The sequence below is a fragment of the Trabulsiella guamensis ATCC 49490 genome (genome assembly GCF_000734965.1).
Lineage (GTDB): Bacteria > Pseudomonadota > Gammaproteobacteria > Enterobacterales > Enterobacteriaceae > Trabulsiella > Trabulsiella guamensis.
In genome coordinates, this window is sequence record NZ_JMTB01000019.1 from 1 (window position 1) to 15,813 (window position 15,813).

General features: G+C 47.6%; 16 protein-coding genes. All 16 read left to right on the forward strand.

What is annotated here, in order from left to right; all coding sequences use genetic code 11:
- Positions 1 to 13: 13 nt before the first annotated feature.
- The 16 genes from GTGU_RS01505 (at position 14) to GTGU_RS01585 (ending at position 15,771) form a co-directional block, all read left to right on the forward strand.
- Positions 14 to 250: a hypothetical protein gene (locus GTGU_RS01505; protein WP_156963987.1), complete on the forward strand. Its 237-nt coding sequence runs from the start codon at positions 14 to 16 to the stop codon at positions 248 to 250.
- Between the two features lie 3 nt (positions 251 to 253).
- Positions 254 to 622, forward strand: coding sequence for a hypothetical protein (locus GTGU_RS01510; protein WP_038153684.1), 369 nt, complete (start codon positions 254 to 256; stop codon positions 620 to 622).
- A 92-nt stretch (positions 623 to 714) separates the two neighbouring features.
- Positions 715 to 948 carry a hypothetical protein gene (locus tag GTGU_RS25595; RefSeq protein ID WP_156963989.1) on the forward strand — a complete coding sequence of 78 codons (234 nt, stop codon included), beginning with the start codon at positions 715 to 717 and terminating at the stop codon, positions 946 to 948.
- A 58-nt stretch (positions 949 to 1,006) separates the two neighbouring features.
- Positions 1,007 to 1,411 (forward strand): hypothetical protein, encoded by a 405-nt coding sequence (locus GTGU_RS01520; protein ID WP_038153686.1) that lies wholly within the window; start codon positions 1,007 to 1,009, stop codon positions 1,409 to 1,411.
- Between the two features lie 103 nt (positions 1,412 to 1,514).
- Positions 1,515 to 2,060, forward strand: coding sequence for an HNH endonuclease signature motif containing protein (locus GTGU_RS01525; RefSeq protein ID WP_038153688.1), 546 nt, complete (start codon positions 1,515 to 1,517; stop codon positions 2,058 to 2,060).
- A gap of 41 nt (positions 2,061 to 2,101) precedes the next feature.
- Positions 2,102 to 2,485, forward strand: a complete 384-nt coding sequence (locus GTGU_RS01530; RefSeq protein ID WP_038153692.1) for a phage tail termination protein — start codon at positions 2,102 to 2,104, stop codon at positions 2,483 to 2,485.
- A 60-nt stretch (positions 2,486 to 2,545) separates the two neighbouring features.
- Positions 2,546 to 3,295: a phage tail tube protein gene (locus GTGU_RS01535; RefSeq protein WP_038153694.1), complete on the forward strand. Its 750-nt coding sequence runs from the start codon at positions 2,546 to 2,548 to the stop codon at positions 3,293 to 3,295.
- A gap of 58 nt (positions 3,296 to 3,353) precedes the next feature.
- Complete coding sequence (locus GTGU_RS01540; protein WP_038153695.1) at positions 3,354 to 4,028, forward strand: DUF6246 family protein; 675 nt, start codon at positions 3,354 to 3,356, stop codon at positions 4,026 to 4,028.
- An 18-nt stretch (positions 4,029 to 4,046) separates the two neighbouring features.
- On the forward strand, positions 4,047 to 7,451 hold the full coding sequence (locus GTGU_RS01545) for a tape measure protein (RefSeq protein WP_038153696.1): 3,405 nt from the start codon (positions 4,047 to 4,049) through the stop codon (positions 7,449 to 7,451).
- A gap of 272 nt (positions 7,452 to 7,723) precedes the next feature.
- The gene (locus GTGU_RS01555; protein ID WP_038153698.1) at positions 7,724 to 8,218 is read left to right on the forward strand and encodes a hypothetical protein; all 495 of its coding nucleotides are present in this window, start codon (positions 7,724 to 7,726) and stop codon (positions 8,216 to 8,218) included.
- On the forward strand, positions 8,218 to 8,688 hold the full coding sequence (locus GTGU_RS01560) for a hypothetical protein (RefSeq protein WP_038153699.1): 471 nt from the start codon (positions 8,218 to 8,220) through the stop codon (positions 8,686 to 8,688). Before GTGU_RS01555 ends, GTGU_RS01560 begins: the two co-directional genes overlap by 1 nt.
- Positions 8,681 to 9,100, forward strand: a complete 420-nt coding sequence (locus tag GTGU_RS01565) for an NlpC/P60 family protein (RefSeq protein WP_038153700.1) — start codon at positions 8,681 to 8,683, stop codon at positions 9,098 to 9,100. Before GTGU_RS01560 ends, GTGU_RS01565 begins: the two co-directional genes overlap by 8 nt.
- On the forward strand, positions 9,060 to 11,543 hold the full coding sequence (locus GTGU_RS01570) for a host specificity factor TipJ family phage tail protein (protein ID WP_038153702.1): 2,484 nt from the start codon (positions 9,060 to 9,062) through the stop codon (positions 11,541 to 11,543). The genes GTGU_RS01565 and GTGU_RS01570 overlap by 41 nt, the downstream gene beginning before the upstream one ends.
- Positions 11,544 to 11,599: 56 nt before the next feature.
- Positions 11,600 to 13,672 carry a tail fiber/spike domain-containing protein gene (locus tag GTGU_RS26480; RefSeq protein ID WP_038153704.1) on the forward strand — a complete coding sequence of 691 codons (2,073 nt, stop codon included), beginning with the start codon at positions 11,600 to 11,602 and terminating at the stop codon, positions 13,670 to 13,672.
- Positions 13,673 to 14,809: a GNAT family N-acetyltransferase gene (locus GTGU_RS01580; RefSeq protein WP_038153705.1), complete on the forward strand. Its 1,137-nt coding sequence runs from the start codon at positions 13,673 to 13,675 to the stop codon at positions 14,807 to 14,809.
- Entirely contained in the window at positions 14,806 to 15,771 is a 966-nt protein-coding gene (locus tag GTGU_RS01585) for a polysaccharide deacetylase family protein (protein ID WP_038153707.1), read from the forward strand. The genes GTGU_RS01580 and GTGU_RS01585 overlap by 4 nt, the downstream gene beginning before the upstream one ends.
- Positions 15,772 to 15,813 lie beyond the last annotated feature (42 nt).

The following is a 15,813-nucleotide window of genomic DNA, read 5'->3' on the forward strand; positions in this document are numbered from 1 at the left end:
GAAGGAGTGAAACATGGCAACTGTAACAAGCATGGTTAGCGCGTTAAATGTGACGGTCGTTTATCGCGTTGCTGGAGAGGTTAAAACCTTCAGTGAGACAGTAGTTTCACCAATCGTCATTGAGCGTTATTTGCAGCTTGAATGTGGCGATGCTATAGGGCTTTTCGTGCCGGTAGGTAAAGGTCAGCAGGTCAATGCGCTGAATATAGAGTGGTTTGAGATTGAGCGCATTACTGCGCCAAAGGAGTGACCAGTGTCGAGCGCTGCTAACTGGTCATATACCGCGCAGGCGACTATCTGGCGCAAACTCGGAAAGAACGAATACGGCGATCCACTTGGATATTCAGCCCCTGAAGTTATCCTTTGTGATTACGAAGGCGGCTTATCGCAAAGAATCTCAGGCGTATCGGCGTCTCTTGGCGATCTCGGTTCTGAGGTTGTCATCAAGAACACTTTCTGGACGGAAGAATCACAGGCCGCCACGGGTGATTACCTGCTGATTGGCGTATCGACAGAAACAGACCCGGCTGTTGCTGGCGCCGATGAGGTGAAACAGGTTATTCGCTATGCAGATACGTTCGAGCGTACTGCTGATGATTACGCCATTTTGACTGGCGTATGATAAAATAACGCAGTGGCTAGGGTAGCTCCCGAAAAGCGGTATCGTCACCGCCTGCCACAAATATTATGACGAGCAACTTAGACGAGGTTGATATGTGGGAAGTGCAGCAAAAGATATCTGAAGATAGATGCAGCGTGGAAATATGCGCAATTTCAAGTGCAAATGAGCATGGCAAGCGCAGTTGGGGATGGCACAATCCTAATGAAAAATTTATTGTGCTATCAGTACACAGTCTTTATCAGAAGGCACCGCTCGCTGAAGATATCCTTGTCTCAGCAAGGAAAGAAGCTCAGCGAATTTGTGATGAAAAGAACTCACACGCATAGACTCTAATGAATACAAACAGGTCGCTTCGGCGGCCTTTTTTAATGACTGGAGAAAACCATGGGTGCCAGAATACGAGGAATTCCGCAGGCGAAAACCAACCTCGATAAGCTGATCAGCGACATTAATGGTCGAAAGGTGATAAGGGCCATCAAATCAGCTTTACTAATTGTGGCTCCAGAAGCTGCAGGAATGACGCCAATAGCAACCTCGACACTCATCAATTCCCAGTTCCAGGAGGTGATGGTAAACGGCACTCGCATCACTGGGCGAATTGGTTACTCAGCAAACTATGCGATCTATGTCCATGAGGCCAATGGGACCCTTAAAGGCAAGCCGCGACCAGCTAAACAAGGTGGTGGTAATTATTGGGACCCATCAGGCGAGCCTAAATTCCTGGAGAAAGCTGGCGAGCGTAGAAAATCAGATATTGACGCCGTCGTTAATAAGGAACTGTCCCTATAGTTAGTGTATAATTATACAGTGCCTAGGGTAGCTCCCGAAGAGGCGGAACGTAGACCGCTCTGGCACAACTTTCTATCTACGGTAAGCCAGCTACGAGGTTTATATGAAAGTATCTAAATCAGATATGACGGCTGACTATCTACGCCAATGTCTGTGTTTCGATCCCTTATCCGGGTATTTTACCTGGAAAGCAAGGCCGCTTGAGCATTTCAAAGACCTGCGCGCTCAGAAAATATGGAACACAAAATATTCTGGTAAGCAGGCCGGGGCTGTAATGTCGATAGGCTATGTAATAATCCGTATTCACAAACAGTGTTACTACGCGCATCGATTGGCATGGCTATATATCTATGGCGAATGGCCTCAAGAAATTGACCATATCAATGGAATAACTACAGACAATAGAATCGAAAATCTCCGCTCTGTTAGTCATGCTGAAAATGGAAAGAATGTAAAAACGCCGTCGCATAATTCAACTGGAGTTATTGGAGTCTGTATTCCTAATGATGGTGGTAGGACCCAGGCCAGAATCCAAGTTAATGGCAAGCATATCAAGTTGGGAAGGTTCGACTCCATAGATGAAGCCAGAGAGGCAAGGCAGAGGGCTAGCAAGAAGTTTGGGTTCCATGATAATCATGGAAGAAAATAGCAAAACTGGTCGCCACGGCGGCCTTTTTTTATAGGGTTCGTATGACACCTCCTATGTACGAGCGGGTTAAAAACCTTTTTCAGGATGCCGGGCTAACAGCCGGTCGCATTGTTCAGTTGCTTTTTTTTGAAGACACGAATAAGGCAACAGACGCATTTATCGTGTTTGCACCGAATAACGGCACACCAATCAGAAGTGATCTCGGATCCGAGTATTACGTGATGGTAAACGTCATAGGGCCAAATGATAAGCGGGCTGCAACGGTGCAGGCTGTTCAGTCTATCATTGATTACGTCCAGGCTAACCCCATGGCTGACGAGTGCGTCGGCTACATCCAGAACATGGGCGCAATCCCAGCGCCGGTGCTCACAGAAGAAGGGCGAATAGTCTTCCGACTCCAGTTCGCCTGCACTTACGGCGAATAGCCATTCCAACCAAATGACCCGCTACGGTGGGTTTTCTTTTATGTCAAAGAGGAGTTTCACATGGCTAATTGCCAGAACTCAAACGAACGCCTGTTCGGTGGAGCGGTTGTGCTTGAAGTTGCCGATGGCTGCCCGGACGTTAAACCGGCAGATGGTGACTGGATGTCTCTGGCGGCAGGTACGTCAAAAGGCTTCGACTTCAACCCGAACACTGTTACTTCTGATGCTGATGACGGCGGCGGCTACGTCGAGACGATCATCACCAACAGCGATTTCACCATCTCGTTTGAAGGTGAGGTGCGCAAAAAAGACAAACTGGATCAGTACGGTGTCGGCAAGTTTATTGAGTACTTTGCTGCTGAACTTAAAGCCAAGCGGCAGCCTGGTATCTGGGTTCGTATGGACTACGGCCCGGTTGAATTCATCGGTTACATGAACATCACCGCTCTGAGCTCTGATGGTGGAACTAACGATATCGTTACGTTCTCCACTGAGTTCAAGGTTGGTGACGCCAGCACAATCGAAGTGGTTGCTGCTGATGCCCTGACATTTACTACCGATCTGGCGCCGACAAAATCTGTCGCTACCGGTTCAGCGCTGAATATGCCGGTTGTTGTTGCTGGCGGTACTTCCCCTTACACCTACGTCTGGAAGAAAGACGGCAGTACGGTATCAGGGCAAACCACAGCGACATTCAACAAGTCCAGTGCCGCATCTGGTGATGCAGGGGTTTATACCTGTGAAGTTACCGACTCGTCTCTACCTGCTCAGACAGCAACGTCAACGGCGTGCACAGTCACCGTCAGCTAACGGTTATTCCAAAGGGCAGCGTGCTGCCCTTGATAATACCCGTTCACCGGAATGAATCATGACAGCATCAATTGAGATCGGCGAAGTTGCGATTAGCGACAGCGCTGAAGGTGGAAAGGACTATCTGTTGCGGCCGTCATTCGAAGCGATGATGAGCATCGGAACTCCGGAAGAAATAGTTCACGCATACGCCATTATCCACGGTAGCGAATTCAGCAAAATCATCAGTGATTGCTCAGATGTGATGGGCAAGGTACCAGAATGGTTATCACCTGTGATGCGCAGGTCCAATGACAGGCTGCTTGCAGTGAGCATGCTTGTACTGCAGTCGTGCTGTAGCGAAGACCTGACACCAATGATCGGCGAGTGGAAAGGGTGGAGTCGTTATGTCGTCTACCGACCTGGCTCAATGTCCAAAAACGACATCATTGTTATAGCTCAGCACCTCATGCAGCACGGTATTTCAGGCAAGGCTAAAATTCGCCGCTTGCAGCGACACGAAAGCAACGAAACGACAACAGGTTTCCATGCTTTCGAGTACATCAGCGCGGCGAGAAGTCACTTTGGGATGCCACGTGCTGAAGCATCACAACTGACAATGACTGAATTTCAGTTACTTCTGGCGAGCAAATATCCAGATCAAAAAGGATTTACGCGAGAAGAGTACGAAACCATTGCTGATCAGTACCTGGCTAAACAGGCGGCACGCAGAGCCAAAAGAAACAGCGAATAATATTGCCGGGAGAATGTAATGGCTGAGAACGTCGGGAACATCTATTACGAAATTGACATGGATGTGCGCGGCCTGCTCAGCGCGCAGCAGCAGGTTAACAGACGTCTTGATGCGCTGGAAAGCGGCTTTGACGGCACGACCCGCGCGGTAGCTGGCACAGAGCGTTCAATGTCTGGCCTGTCGAAAGTCGCGGTTGCACTGGCTACAGCATTATCAGCTCGACAGATCGGTGAATACGCTGATGCATGGGCCAACCTAAGCAACAAACTGGCTAACTCCCTGCGTCCTAATGAGCAGCTGATCGACGTCACTGAGCGCGTGTTCAACATCACTCAGCAGACGAGAAGCAGCCTTGGCGCAACCGCGTCACTGTATTCACGCCTAGAGAGGGCAACCCGCCAGTACGGTACGAGCACTGAAGATATTGCCCGGCTGACGACCATCATCAACCAGGGCTTTGTCGTATCAGGTGCCAGCGCGCAGGAAGCTGAAAACGCCATTATCCAGTTATCCCAGGGGCTGGCATCCGGCGCGCTGCGAGGTGACGAGTTCAACTCAGTGAATGAGAACGGTAACCGCCTGATGGTGGCGCTGGCTGATTCAATGGGCGTGACAATAGGTCAGATGCGTCAGCTCGCTGCTGACGGAAAGCTGACCACGGAAGTCATCGTTAACGGATTGCTTTCTCAGGGATCGGCTATCGGCGCAGAGTTTGCGAAGACAACGGCGACGATCAGCCAGTCAATGCAAACGGCTGGCAATAATATCACCAAATTTTTCGGTGAAAACTCAACTGTAAAAACTGGCGTCGCAATCTTCAATAATGCGATTGTGAGTATTAGCGAAAATATTGGAGCGCTGAGTGGCGTATTGACTGCTGTGGCAGCTGTAATGGGAAGCCGTTACGTTGGTGCGCTGACTTTAGCGACCGCACAGAAGTTAAAAGGAGTCGTAGCATCCAGAAATCTTGCTGCAGCAGAAGCTCTTGAGGCTCAGGCTTCAGCTAATAAAGCGGCAGCAGATCTAAGGTCAGCGGCTGTGGCAAAAGAGCGTGCGCTTGATGAAATAAGACTGGCAGAAATGCAAAAACAGTCGGCAATTAGCGCAACAAACTCAGCAGCAGCTGAACAGCGGCTTTCTGCAGCAAGGGTTGCGGCTGCTGGAGCTGTTGACAACTACAATCGAGCACTAGCAGCAAACAGAGTGGCTCAGTCTGGTTTAGTTGCTGGTGGAAGCCTGTTAAGCCGTGGCTTGTCTCTCATTGGTGGCCCTGCTGGTGCCGCAATGCTTGCCGCCAGTGCGATTATCTATTTCTCACAACGAGCAAAAGAAGCCAGGGATAATGCTAATAACCTCGCTGACAGCGTTAATGAGTTAAGCAGTAAATTCCAGACAATGTCGAATACTGAGCTCTCAGCTTCTATCGCGAAGATGAGTCAGACGTTGCCTGAGTTAAATGATGCTGTTGATGATGCACAGGATAAGTTCAACGCCGCCACGGCGGCGGTTCAGCGCCAACAAAGGGAAATTGATAACTGGGGAACTAATACCACCAGAGGAAGACAGGCAGCAGAAGCACTTGGAGGTGCTCAGGATGAGCTTGCGGTAGCCACTCTTGAGCTCGAAAGAGCGCAGAACAGACTCAGTCAGACGCAAAATGGCATAAATATTGGCAGGGCAACCCTGAATGGCACTATGCGTCAGGGCATTGATCTTCTCAGAAGGGATGGGGAAGAGGCTGGAGTTGCTGCCGGTATGATGGGAAAACTTGGCGACATGATTAACTTTGCTGCTAAAGAGAAGGATAAATTTAACGCCAGTAGCCTGGTAGTGGAAAGACCAAAGGATGTTCAGGAATACCTTGATAAGCAGCAAGAGCAGGTAAACCTTCAGAGTGAACTTAATGACAGGAAACGGGAACAGCTTAGAGCAGAGCAAGACATAAGGAAACTTGGTGGTAGTGATGCCGATGTAAGACTGGCAAGAGATCGAGCTGCTGCAGAGTTTGATGCTAAAAAAGCACAACAGGACAGCAAGCGCGCTACCAAAGATGCAGCATCTGAGGCGTCAAAATATGGAAACCAGCAAGAGTCTATTGCTCAGAAACTGGCAAACCTGAAACAGCAGGCAGAGCTTGCTGCGGGTTCTACAAGCGAACTTAGCCGCGAGCAGCAGTTACTGGCGGCTGAGCAATCATTAGGTGCCCACGCAACTGATGAGCAGAAGAAAAAAGCCAGAGAGTATAAGGCAGCGGCAATTGACGCAGCATCTGCAGCTAAAGGTGTAACCGAGGCTTTGAAGGCTATACCGGAACAGGCAGAAAATAAGTCATATGCCGATTCCATGCAAAACCTGAAGGCAGCGCTAAATGCCGGGAAAATAGACCTTCAGGAATACAACATTTCTACTGAAAGAATGGCGGCAGAGCACCAAGCTAACCTTGCCAAAATACGTGCAGATCAGGCAGTGACACCGCAGCAGGAAGCTGTTGGTGGTGTTGATCCCGTTCAGCAGCTTGCGAATGAAAATGCCAGAAAGATCGCGCTGATTAATCAGTATGAGCAGCAGGGTTTACTGGCTCACCAGAACGCTCTTGCTTTGCGTAATGAGGCCGACACTCTGTATGAGCAGCAACGTATCGCGGCACAGTGGGAAATCTGGAAGAACCAGAGCACAGGAAACCAGATGCTGGCTGCTGGTTTTGAGTCTCTTGCCGGTAATGCCTCTAACGCATTCACCGGGATACTTACCGGAAGCATGTCAGCGCAGGAGGCTATGCAATCGCTCGCCAGCAATGCTCTGAACAGCCTGATTAATGGCTTTGTCCAGATGGGTATTGACTGGGTTAAATCAGCTGTAATGGGGTCTGCTGCCCAGACAAGCGCTATCGCTACCACTACCGCAGCGCAGGCCGCAGGACTGGCAACAACGACAGCAACGAGCACAGCATCAGCGGCCACGACAATGGCGGCATGGACTCCTGCTGCGGCTGTAGCATCTATTGGTTCATTCGGTGGCGCAGCGGCGATAGGCATTGCGGCTCTTGTTGCAGCTCTTGCTATGGCAGGAGGACTTGCCGGAAAGCGCAAAAACGGCGGTCCGGTATCTGCAGGAAGCATGTACCAGGTAGGTGAGGGCGGTATGCCAGAAATCTACCGTGCCAGTACCGGCAAACAGTACATGATCCCCGGCGATAATGGGCGCGTCATCAGCAATAAGGATATATCAGGAGGGAGTTCAGGCGGAATTGTCGTATATAATAACGTCCAAAACTATACCAGTTCTTCGGTTGATTCACAGTCTAGAGTTAATAATGATGGATCTATAACGATTGATACTATCGTTGCTGACATCAACCAAGGGGGCCGTATTAGTCAGGCTATACAGAATAACCATCAAGCACCAAGAAAGGCGAGGGAATAATGGAGATTGGACCAGGCGAAAAAGGGAGTATCGAACTTCCGTTGGGTGAAAAGACAGCATTGAAACATAATCGACCTGTGACATACCAAGTTGAGACAGTCGGTGGATCTTTAATTGAAGTGGAAGTGCCAGGAGGCGTTGAGTTCAATATCACGAGTGCTGGTGACATTAAGGCCGTGAATGTCAATATATACGATGCCCCGAGGGGTCCATCTGAGGTTGTTTGAATATACCCGCTTAGGCGGGTTTTTTTATTGGCTGGAGAATGGTAAATGCCTATTCCATACCCTGAATGGCTACCGCTGGCGCAAAAAAGTAAGACCCCGACTACGGATACCGGTTTTCGCGTTGACCAGCCAACGGTCGGCGCGCCGATATTCCAGAAGCTAACTGATGACCTGAAAACCGGGTTCTCGCTGACGTGGATATTCACCCAGGCTCAGCATCGGGCGTTTATGCAGTGGCTACGCAGTCCAAACTATCTGGATAACTGTAATCAATGGTTTACGATGCTGGTCGGTACTGGAAGCGGTGATGCAGGCGTTGAATTGCAGGAATTACACTTCCTTTCGTGGCCAACATGGTCGCAATCAGGCTCAGTTTATACCTGGAACGGTGAAGTCATCACTCGCAATCTGGTTAACTCCGATGACGATTTTGACGACATTATTGTTGAGCTTCCTCCGCCGTGGGCTTCATGGCTGGACATAATCGTTACCGGTTATCCTGATGACCGCGATCTGGAAAGTCTTCCGAGGGTACCGTAATGCCGACACTCCGAGAATTTCAGAGCCAGAGGCCGAACAGGATCCTGTACGAAACCATCACCTTCTACAACGAGACATTCGGCTACGTTCGCCTGGTTAACAACCAGATTTTCCCCAAAACGCTCGGCGGTCAGGTTTATACGCCTTGCCGCATGGAGTTAACCGAAAGCCAGCAGAGCAACACTCCGATTCTTGACTGCACGGTAAAGTTTGGTCGCCTTGCTCAGGACTTCAAGCAGCAACTCAAACTCTGGAAATCCTACTCGCGTATCACGCCAATCTCTGCGACGTATCAACAATTCGATTCTGCTGACATGAGCACAGCGATCAAGTCATGGACGCTATACGTCAGTGATTGCTCGATGGATGACAAGGACGTCACCTGCAGCCTTACACGCGTCAATCCATTAAACCGTAATGTCGGCCGTCTCTATACGGTCGAGGAATACCCTGGACTGCAAAATGTTTAAAGACGAATTTATTGACCTGGTGATCGGAATCCCATGGGTTAACCGTGCCTGCTCGTTTGAAGAAGCAGATTGCTGGGGGCTTGTTCTGCTTTATTACCGTCATGTTCTCGGAATTGAAATCAGTCAGTCTCCGGATTACGAAAACGGAAGCGATTTTTCTGTCTGCTATGGCACTGACGCCGTCTACTGGCTCCAGACTGAGACTTTCACAGAGGGCGGAATATTCGTCGCGTGGATCGGCAGCAGGCCGGTACACGTTGGTCTGGTGATTGATGGTCATGTCCTGCACAGCAGGGGTGAAAACGGACACGTCAGGAAAGACGCAATACGCACCATTCAGAAGCTTTTCACCAAAGTGGAGTTTTATCGTTATGCCGGTGATCGAAATACAGCGGGTGCCAGGGCTGCCTAAAGACAGAGCTTTAGTTAATGCCGGAACTGTTTTTTCTGAGTGGCTCGGGCAGGAGAGTTTTCATCGTGATATCAGGATCAACGTCAACGGAATAGAGCTTCAACCTGACGACGAACTGGCATTTGTCCTGAATGAAAATGACCGGGTAATCATCTTTGATCAGCCTAAAAGTGGCGGCCTGATAGGAACCATCCTCAACCCGCTAGAGCACCTGAATCCGATTAAATTCACGCAGAAGGTTCTTTCTGCATTAATGCCAAAGCCAAATACTAATGCGGCAAGCGGCAACAGCAAGACATCGCCGAACAACAGCCTGAAAGGGCAAACTAACATTGCCCGTAACGGAGAGGCAAAACCGGATAACTTTGGTCAGGTAAGAGCTTATCCAGATCTGGTGCAGGAATCGTTGTTTGAATATGTCAGCAACCTGAAATACATCACTGAGTTGATGTGCTTTGGCATCGGGCGATATGACGTCTCATCCGTGCGTTTCTCAGAGACAAATCTCGGATCAATGGCCGGTGCAAGTTACACGGTATATCAGCCAGGTGATGCTATTCCTGTCGTGAATGAAGGATATCAATTCGACGACGTAGACGGGCAGGAAGTGCCGGGTGTCAACGAAAGCGGTAACTTTCCTATCGAATCCGCTACTGCCAGTACCGTAGTTAGCGGGATTTATGCTGGCGGCCAGATTGCAATGAAAATCGAGAAGCAGGCAGACTTCGATTACTTCATGGATCTGACGTTTCCTCACCCGGTAACGTTCACGATAAATATCTCCTATCAGACGACTGGCGGCACGGTGACCGAGGACATTACGCTTTCTGCCAATCTCATCAGTGCAGTTGAGACAAATGACGGCGCGGTTGTCGATCCGGTTTATTACTACACATTCACTTTTAACCGCCTCAGTGGGCCGTCTGTCCCTATTGAGTCGGCAACAATAAACACGACAAAATTCATTCTAAATGACAACGCAGCGCTGATGGTTGGCCCGTTCTTCTCTCCGGTTCCTTCAACGCAGTTATGGCTGCATACGCAGTCAGGACTCGGCGGCAACAGCGAGACGAACTGGAAAGTGACGATCTGGAAAGTCGATGATGACAATAACCAGATTGTGGGAACTGATCAGACGTTTACGTACCGGCAGACAACTCCGCATGACCATACGTCAGAGACATTCTACCGGACAGATAAGCTCACTCCCGCGGCCGGGTATGGACGTTATGCGATTTCATTCCAGAGAACGGATAACAGTAGCGATGCCAGCCGACTTCAGGTAGAGGAAATCCATGCCGTCAATATCAGAACAAACGTCGTTCATGCTGAAGAAACGCTTGTGATGATCAAAGTTCGCGCTACCGAAAATGCTACCAGCGGTCGGGACAGGAAATACAACGCTCTGATTACCAGGCACGTTATCAGTTACGACATGGAAACTCAGCAGGTTGATTACACAATCAGGCCTTCAAGGAAATTTGCTGATATCGCGCTGCATAACTGGTTAGTGGTGGCGCAACAGCCAGAATCAAGCATCGACATATTTGGACTGTACCAGATACAGGCGAAGATAGATGCGATAGATCCTCGGCTCGGATATTTCGATTACACCTTCGATGATGAGGACATTTCTCTCGGCTCTCGGATGGAAACGATATGCGATGCCGCAAGCGTGTCAGTGTATGACGATAACGGAGTCCTGTCGTTTTCAAGGGATGAAAGGAAAACCTCAGCATCGACGATTTTCAACAGGTCAAACACAAAGCCTGACGGTTACTCACTGTCGTATGAAATGACACTTCCAGGAGGCTATGACGGCGTTGAAGTACAGTTCCGTAATCCTGACACGAACAAGCAGGATTTCGTGCGCTACAGGGTGTCTGGAAACACTATCGTTGAAGGCGCTCCAGTCAAAGCGAAGAAATTCGAGATGCTATATGTCAGAAACCGTTTTCAGGCCGATGAGCGAGCTATCCGTGAATGCAGGAGACTCATATATTCGCGCATGACCATGGCTATTACAGCTATGGCTGACGGGGAATGGGTAAATATTGGTGACATGGTTCAGGTTCCTGATACTTATGACACCAATCAGCAGGCCGGGTATATCGTCTCGAGGTCGGGCAACGACTTCGAAACCAGCGAGCGCATAAATTTCTCAGGAAGCATGTTTGTCCAGATAACTGACGCTCTCGGTAACACCTCGGCACGCTATCCTGCATCACAGAGAGCTGATACCCGGTTCGGATTTACTGCGGCAATACCAGCCGTAGAACTAAACCTTTATGACGGAGAAGATATTCAGTCACCTTCAAGATATGTCATAGCAACGTCGGAAGAACTGGACGCAGGGCAGTGGACGATCACAGCCAAACAGCCTGGCGGACAGGGAACCACGGCACTGACGCTGGCAGAGTACAGCGACAGCATTTACCAATAAGACCAACCTCACCACCTCACCCCGGCCACTGTGTCGGGTTTTTTTATGGAATAAATATGGCCACTACACCCACTCAGTTACCGGTTCCGAGCGAATCACCGATCGACCTGAAATTTAATGCCGGGAAAATTGATGAATTCGTCACTTCTCTTGTGCATACATACGTTGACCGTTTTGGCAATGAGCACTACACCATCGAAGGGCTTCGCTGGCTGGCTCAGCAAGCAATTGCTCAATATGGGTGGATCTTGATTGATTCATTTCAGGACGGAGCAAATATTACTCTGCCAAATCAGGCATTACGTGATGATGCAACCGGTGAATATTACCGATGGGATGGTTCATTACCTAAATCTGTTCCGGCAGGCGCTACCCCTGAGACAACTGGTGGTATCGGCGTAGGTGCATGGATTGGCATTGGAGATGCGGCATTACGAACCATGCTTGCAAGCTCAGAAGATGGTGCAGGTGACTCTCTCATTGCTGTTGTTCAGCCTATCACCGGTGCAGTTCCAACTACCCAGCATAATAAAAACTGGGAGAATCTCAGTGCATGGGATATTGGCATCCTTCCTAATGACAATGCAGATGCAAGCGCAACGACAAACAGAGCATTATGGCATTCGTGCCAGGCTAATTTAGTTTCATTAGGGCGATCTCTTTTCTTTCCTGATGGAGAATACGAATTCGATAACTTTCTTGGGATATCAGAAAGCGGGTTCAAGGTTGAATTCTCGCCAGGTGCAAAGTTTAAGCTGCTGAACAGCACTTATGTACCATCTAGCCCTTCCGTATCGGTAGGTGCATTTGTAATAATGGGGTATGACTCCAATCTTAACCCGGTAACGGTTTCAGACATTACAATTGTAAGACCTCATATTGACTGTAATTTAATTGTTGGGGAAAATGCTTTTTCTGGCGTTCGTTGCTCAAGGGTTATTGTTGATCTTCCAGTACTTGAAAACACAAGGTATACAAATGCGTTGGGAGGAGGAAAGGCGCTTCACTTTGAAGGTGGTACTCAGGAAGAAATAACCATCAACAGACCAGTTATTAAAAACTGCTCAATGGGATTCTCCATGCAAGGTGCTCCTGATGGCAGCAAGGCATCGAGAGCAATTTCATTGATATCGCCTCAGATGTATAACGTTGATGTGCCATTCATCATCTACTCACAATATGCATCACCTGAAACAAACACACCACGAACAATGAGTGCATACGTTTCTGACGCATTGCTTCATAACTGTGGAAGCATATCTACAGGATTTGCCTCCAGTACTGCAGGTGGGGTTGTATGTAGCGACCGTGGATATGGGCTGTACATTGACGGTATCAATGTTGTAAACGAATCGACATATAACGGCATTGGATCTTTCTGTCGTGGAAGTATGTTTGGTGTAGTAATTAAAAACGCCAGGTTCTTTCATACTTCTGCCATGGCAGTAATTGATACAACTCCTGTAGGGTTTGGGTCTCCATCAGGAAGTCTTTTTGCATCATCAATAGATGCTGAAATTGAGGTTAATTGTAATTTAGACTATGTATTTAAAGGTTCTACGGTAGGTCAATATGGTTCATGTTTATTCGACATCAAACTTAACTTCACAGTTGCAACCGTAACAGGGGTATGTGACTCAAACTCAGGGGCCAGTGTTTTATCATTCGCTGATATAACTAATTCGGAGACAGGTAAAACCACAGGTTACAGAACACTCAAAAACATGCTGGAAGGAGGCAATGGTGTTGGCCTTACCACAAGATATGATGCGCAAGGCACGTGGGTACCAACTGATGTTTCAGGTGCAACTCTGACGTTAACGCTGAACGGACCACAAACATACGTCCGAAATGGTAATGTTGTTGTATGCACCATAGATGTCTCATACCCTGCAACCGCTGATGCTTCTGCGGCAGCGATAGGAGGACTTCCGTTCAACTCTGCCACTACCGGGAATATGGTTGGAGCCATGATGATTGGCTTTACGGGTGAGGGAGCTCTTTCCAGGGGCGGGGTAAATAGCAATGGAAAGATTCTGAGACTCTACACGGCATCTGCTCCAATTACCAATGCAACTCTGAACGGAGACAGAATTCAGGGGGTGATTACGTACCTCGCAGGAGAGTAATTGTGGAATCCCCTTCAAGTTTGCTGCTATGCTTTTGTCACTAGAAAGCAACACATTCTTGGAGGGGATATGCCTGCTACAGTAGGTTTTGCAAGCGATCTGGGTATAAAAGCAGATGATATATGTGATTTTTACAACAGAAACTGGCCCAGAAAGATAGCGCTGGCAGACCATGATTTTTATAAATGGCAGTTCATTGACACGCCGGCAAGTAAAGGAACTGATGAATGCTGTGTGGCTGTGGATGGAAGTGATGTCGTAGGAATTATGGGGCTTAACGCCCGTGATTTTTACAGTGGTGGAAAAAAAGTTATTGGTTCCGAGCTAACCACATGGGTAGTAGCAGAAAAGCACAGGAATAAAGGCTCCGGACCACAAATGATAGACTTCCTGAAGAGTAAGTTCGATGTCATGACAGGGATGGGGATTTCGGCTCAGGCTCTTCCTGTATACCTGCGTAGCGGATTTAGATATGTGAAGGCAATACCACGTCATGTCCATGTCATTAACTGGGATAACATTAGTAATCACATTGAATCAACACCACTCGCTGCTAAATACGCAAGAAGCCAGGTTGTATTAAGTAAATATACTGCCTCAACAACAGAAGAGCATTTACTTGACAGTATCTACAGTGAATTCTCAAAAAATCATTTCTCATTTTCACGATTTAGTAAAGATGTGAAGTGGAGATATGATGATCACCCATACTTCAATTATCACCATTTTATCGTTAATGGTGACTGTCATGTTTCAGTGAGAATTGACAATGGGATAGATGGGTTCGTTATGGCTCACTGCGTTGATATAGTCGGCAATAAAGATAGTTATCACTCTGCAATAAGCGCAGCAATAGAATATGCAAAAGAAAATGGAGCTGACGCGATTGACTTCTTTTTCACCAATGCATCTATAAACGCACGTCTTGATGCTATGGGACTATTTTCAACATTAGATCATGAATTCTTCAAGTTTCCACACCTGTTTCATCCAGTAGAAATACGAACTCCTGCTACAACATCACTAATATTGTGGTCAAGGAATGAAATGGATGACATGCTAGATATGAGTTTATTACATGTAACAAAGCAGGATGCAGACTTTGACAGGCCTACAATTCAGGGAATGAAGAAATGAGTGATTTAACGGTTGTTATGTATCATTATGTCAGGCCGATAGCAAAATCAAAATACCCATCTATCAAAGGTCTTGAGTTTGACTTGTTTAAAGAGCAGGTTAAATTTATTAAAAATAACTATAATCCAGTTACTATTGATGAGGTATATGAAAGCTTTTATAACGGGCATAAGTTGCCTCCACACGCAGCACTTATGACGTTTGATGATGCATACTCTGACCATTTCAAGTACGCATATCCTGTTCTGAAAGAGCATGGTATGCAGGGTTGTTTCTATGCGCCAGCAAAAACTATAGTTGAAAAAGAAGTTCTCGACGTCAATAAAATACATTTCATTCTTGCGTCATGTGATAACGTTTCTGAACTGATATCAAATACAAAAGTGTTGTTTGATTTATTCAGAGATGGACATGAAGTAAAAGAATTTGAGGAGTATTTTTCTGAGCTGGCAGTTGCCAACAGATTCGACACCAAAGAGGTTATCTTCATAAAGCGTTTGCTTCAGGTGGCGCTTCCTGAAGAAATGAGGAAAAACATTTGCAGGGCTCTATTTAACACCCATGTAGAAACAACAGAAGAAGAGTTTTGTGACGAACTGTACATGTCACAAGAGCAGTTATCACAGATGGCGTCAGATGGAATGCATATCGGCAGCCATGGATATAATCACTACTGGTGGAATAAGTTAGATTCCGAAACCCTGAACAACGAGATTGACAAGTCCATTGCATTTCTGAAGGCAATTGGGGCACATACTGAAAACTGGACAGCATGCTATCCATATGGTTCCTCCAGCCAGGAGGTGACTGATATTCTTCGAGGGAAAGGGTGCAAACTTGCTTTCACAACTGCTGTAGATGTGGCCAAAACTGATGTTAATGATCCTCTTTTGATTCCAAGGCTGGACACCAACGACTTGCCTAAGGAAGCTACAGCAAAGACAAATCAATGGTTTAGATAATAAACATAATCAACTATTATCATTAACACATTAAATTCCAAC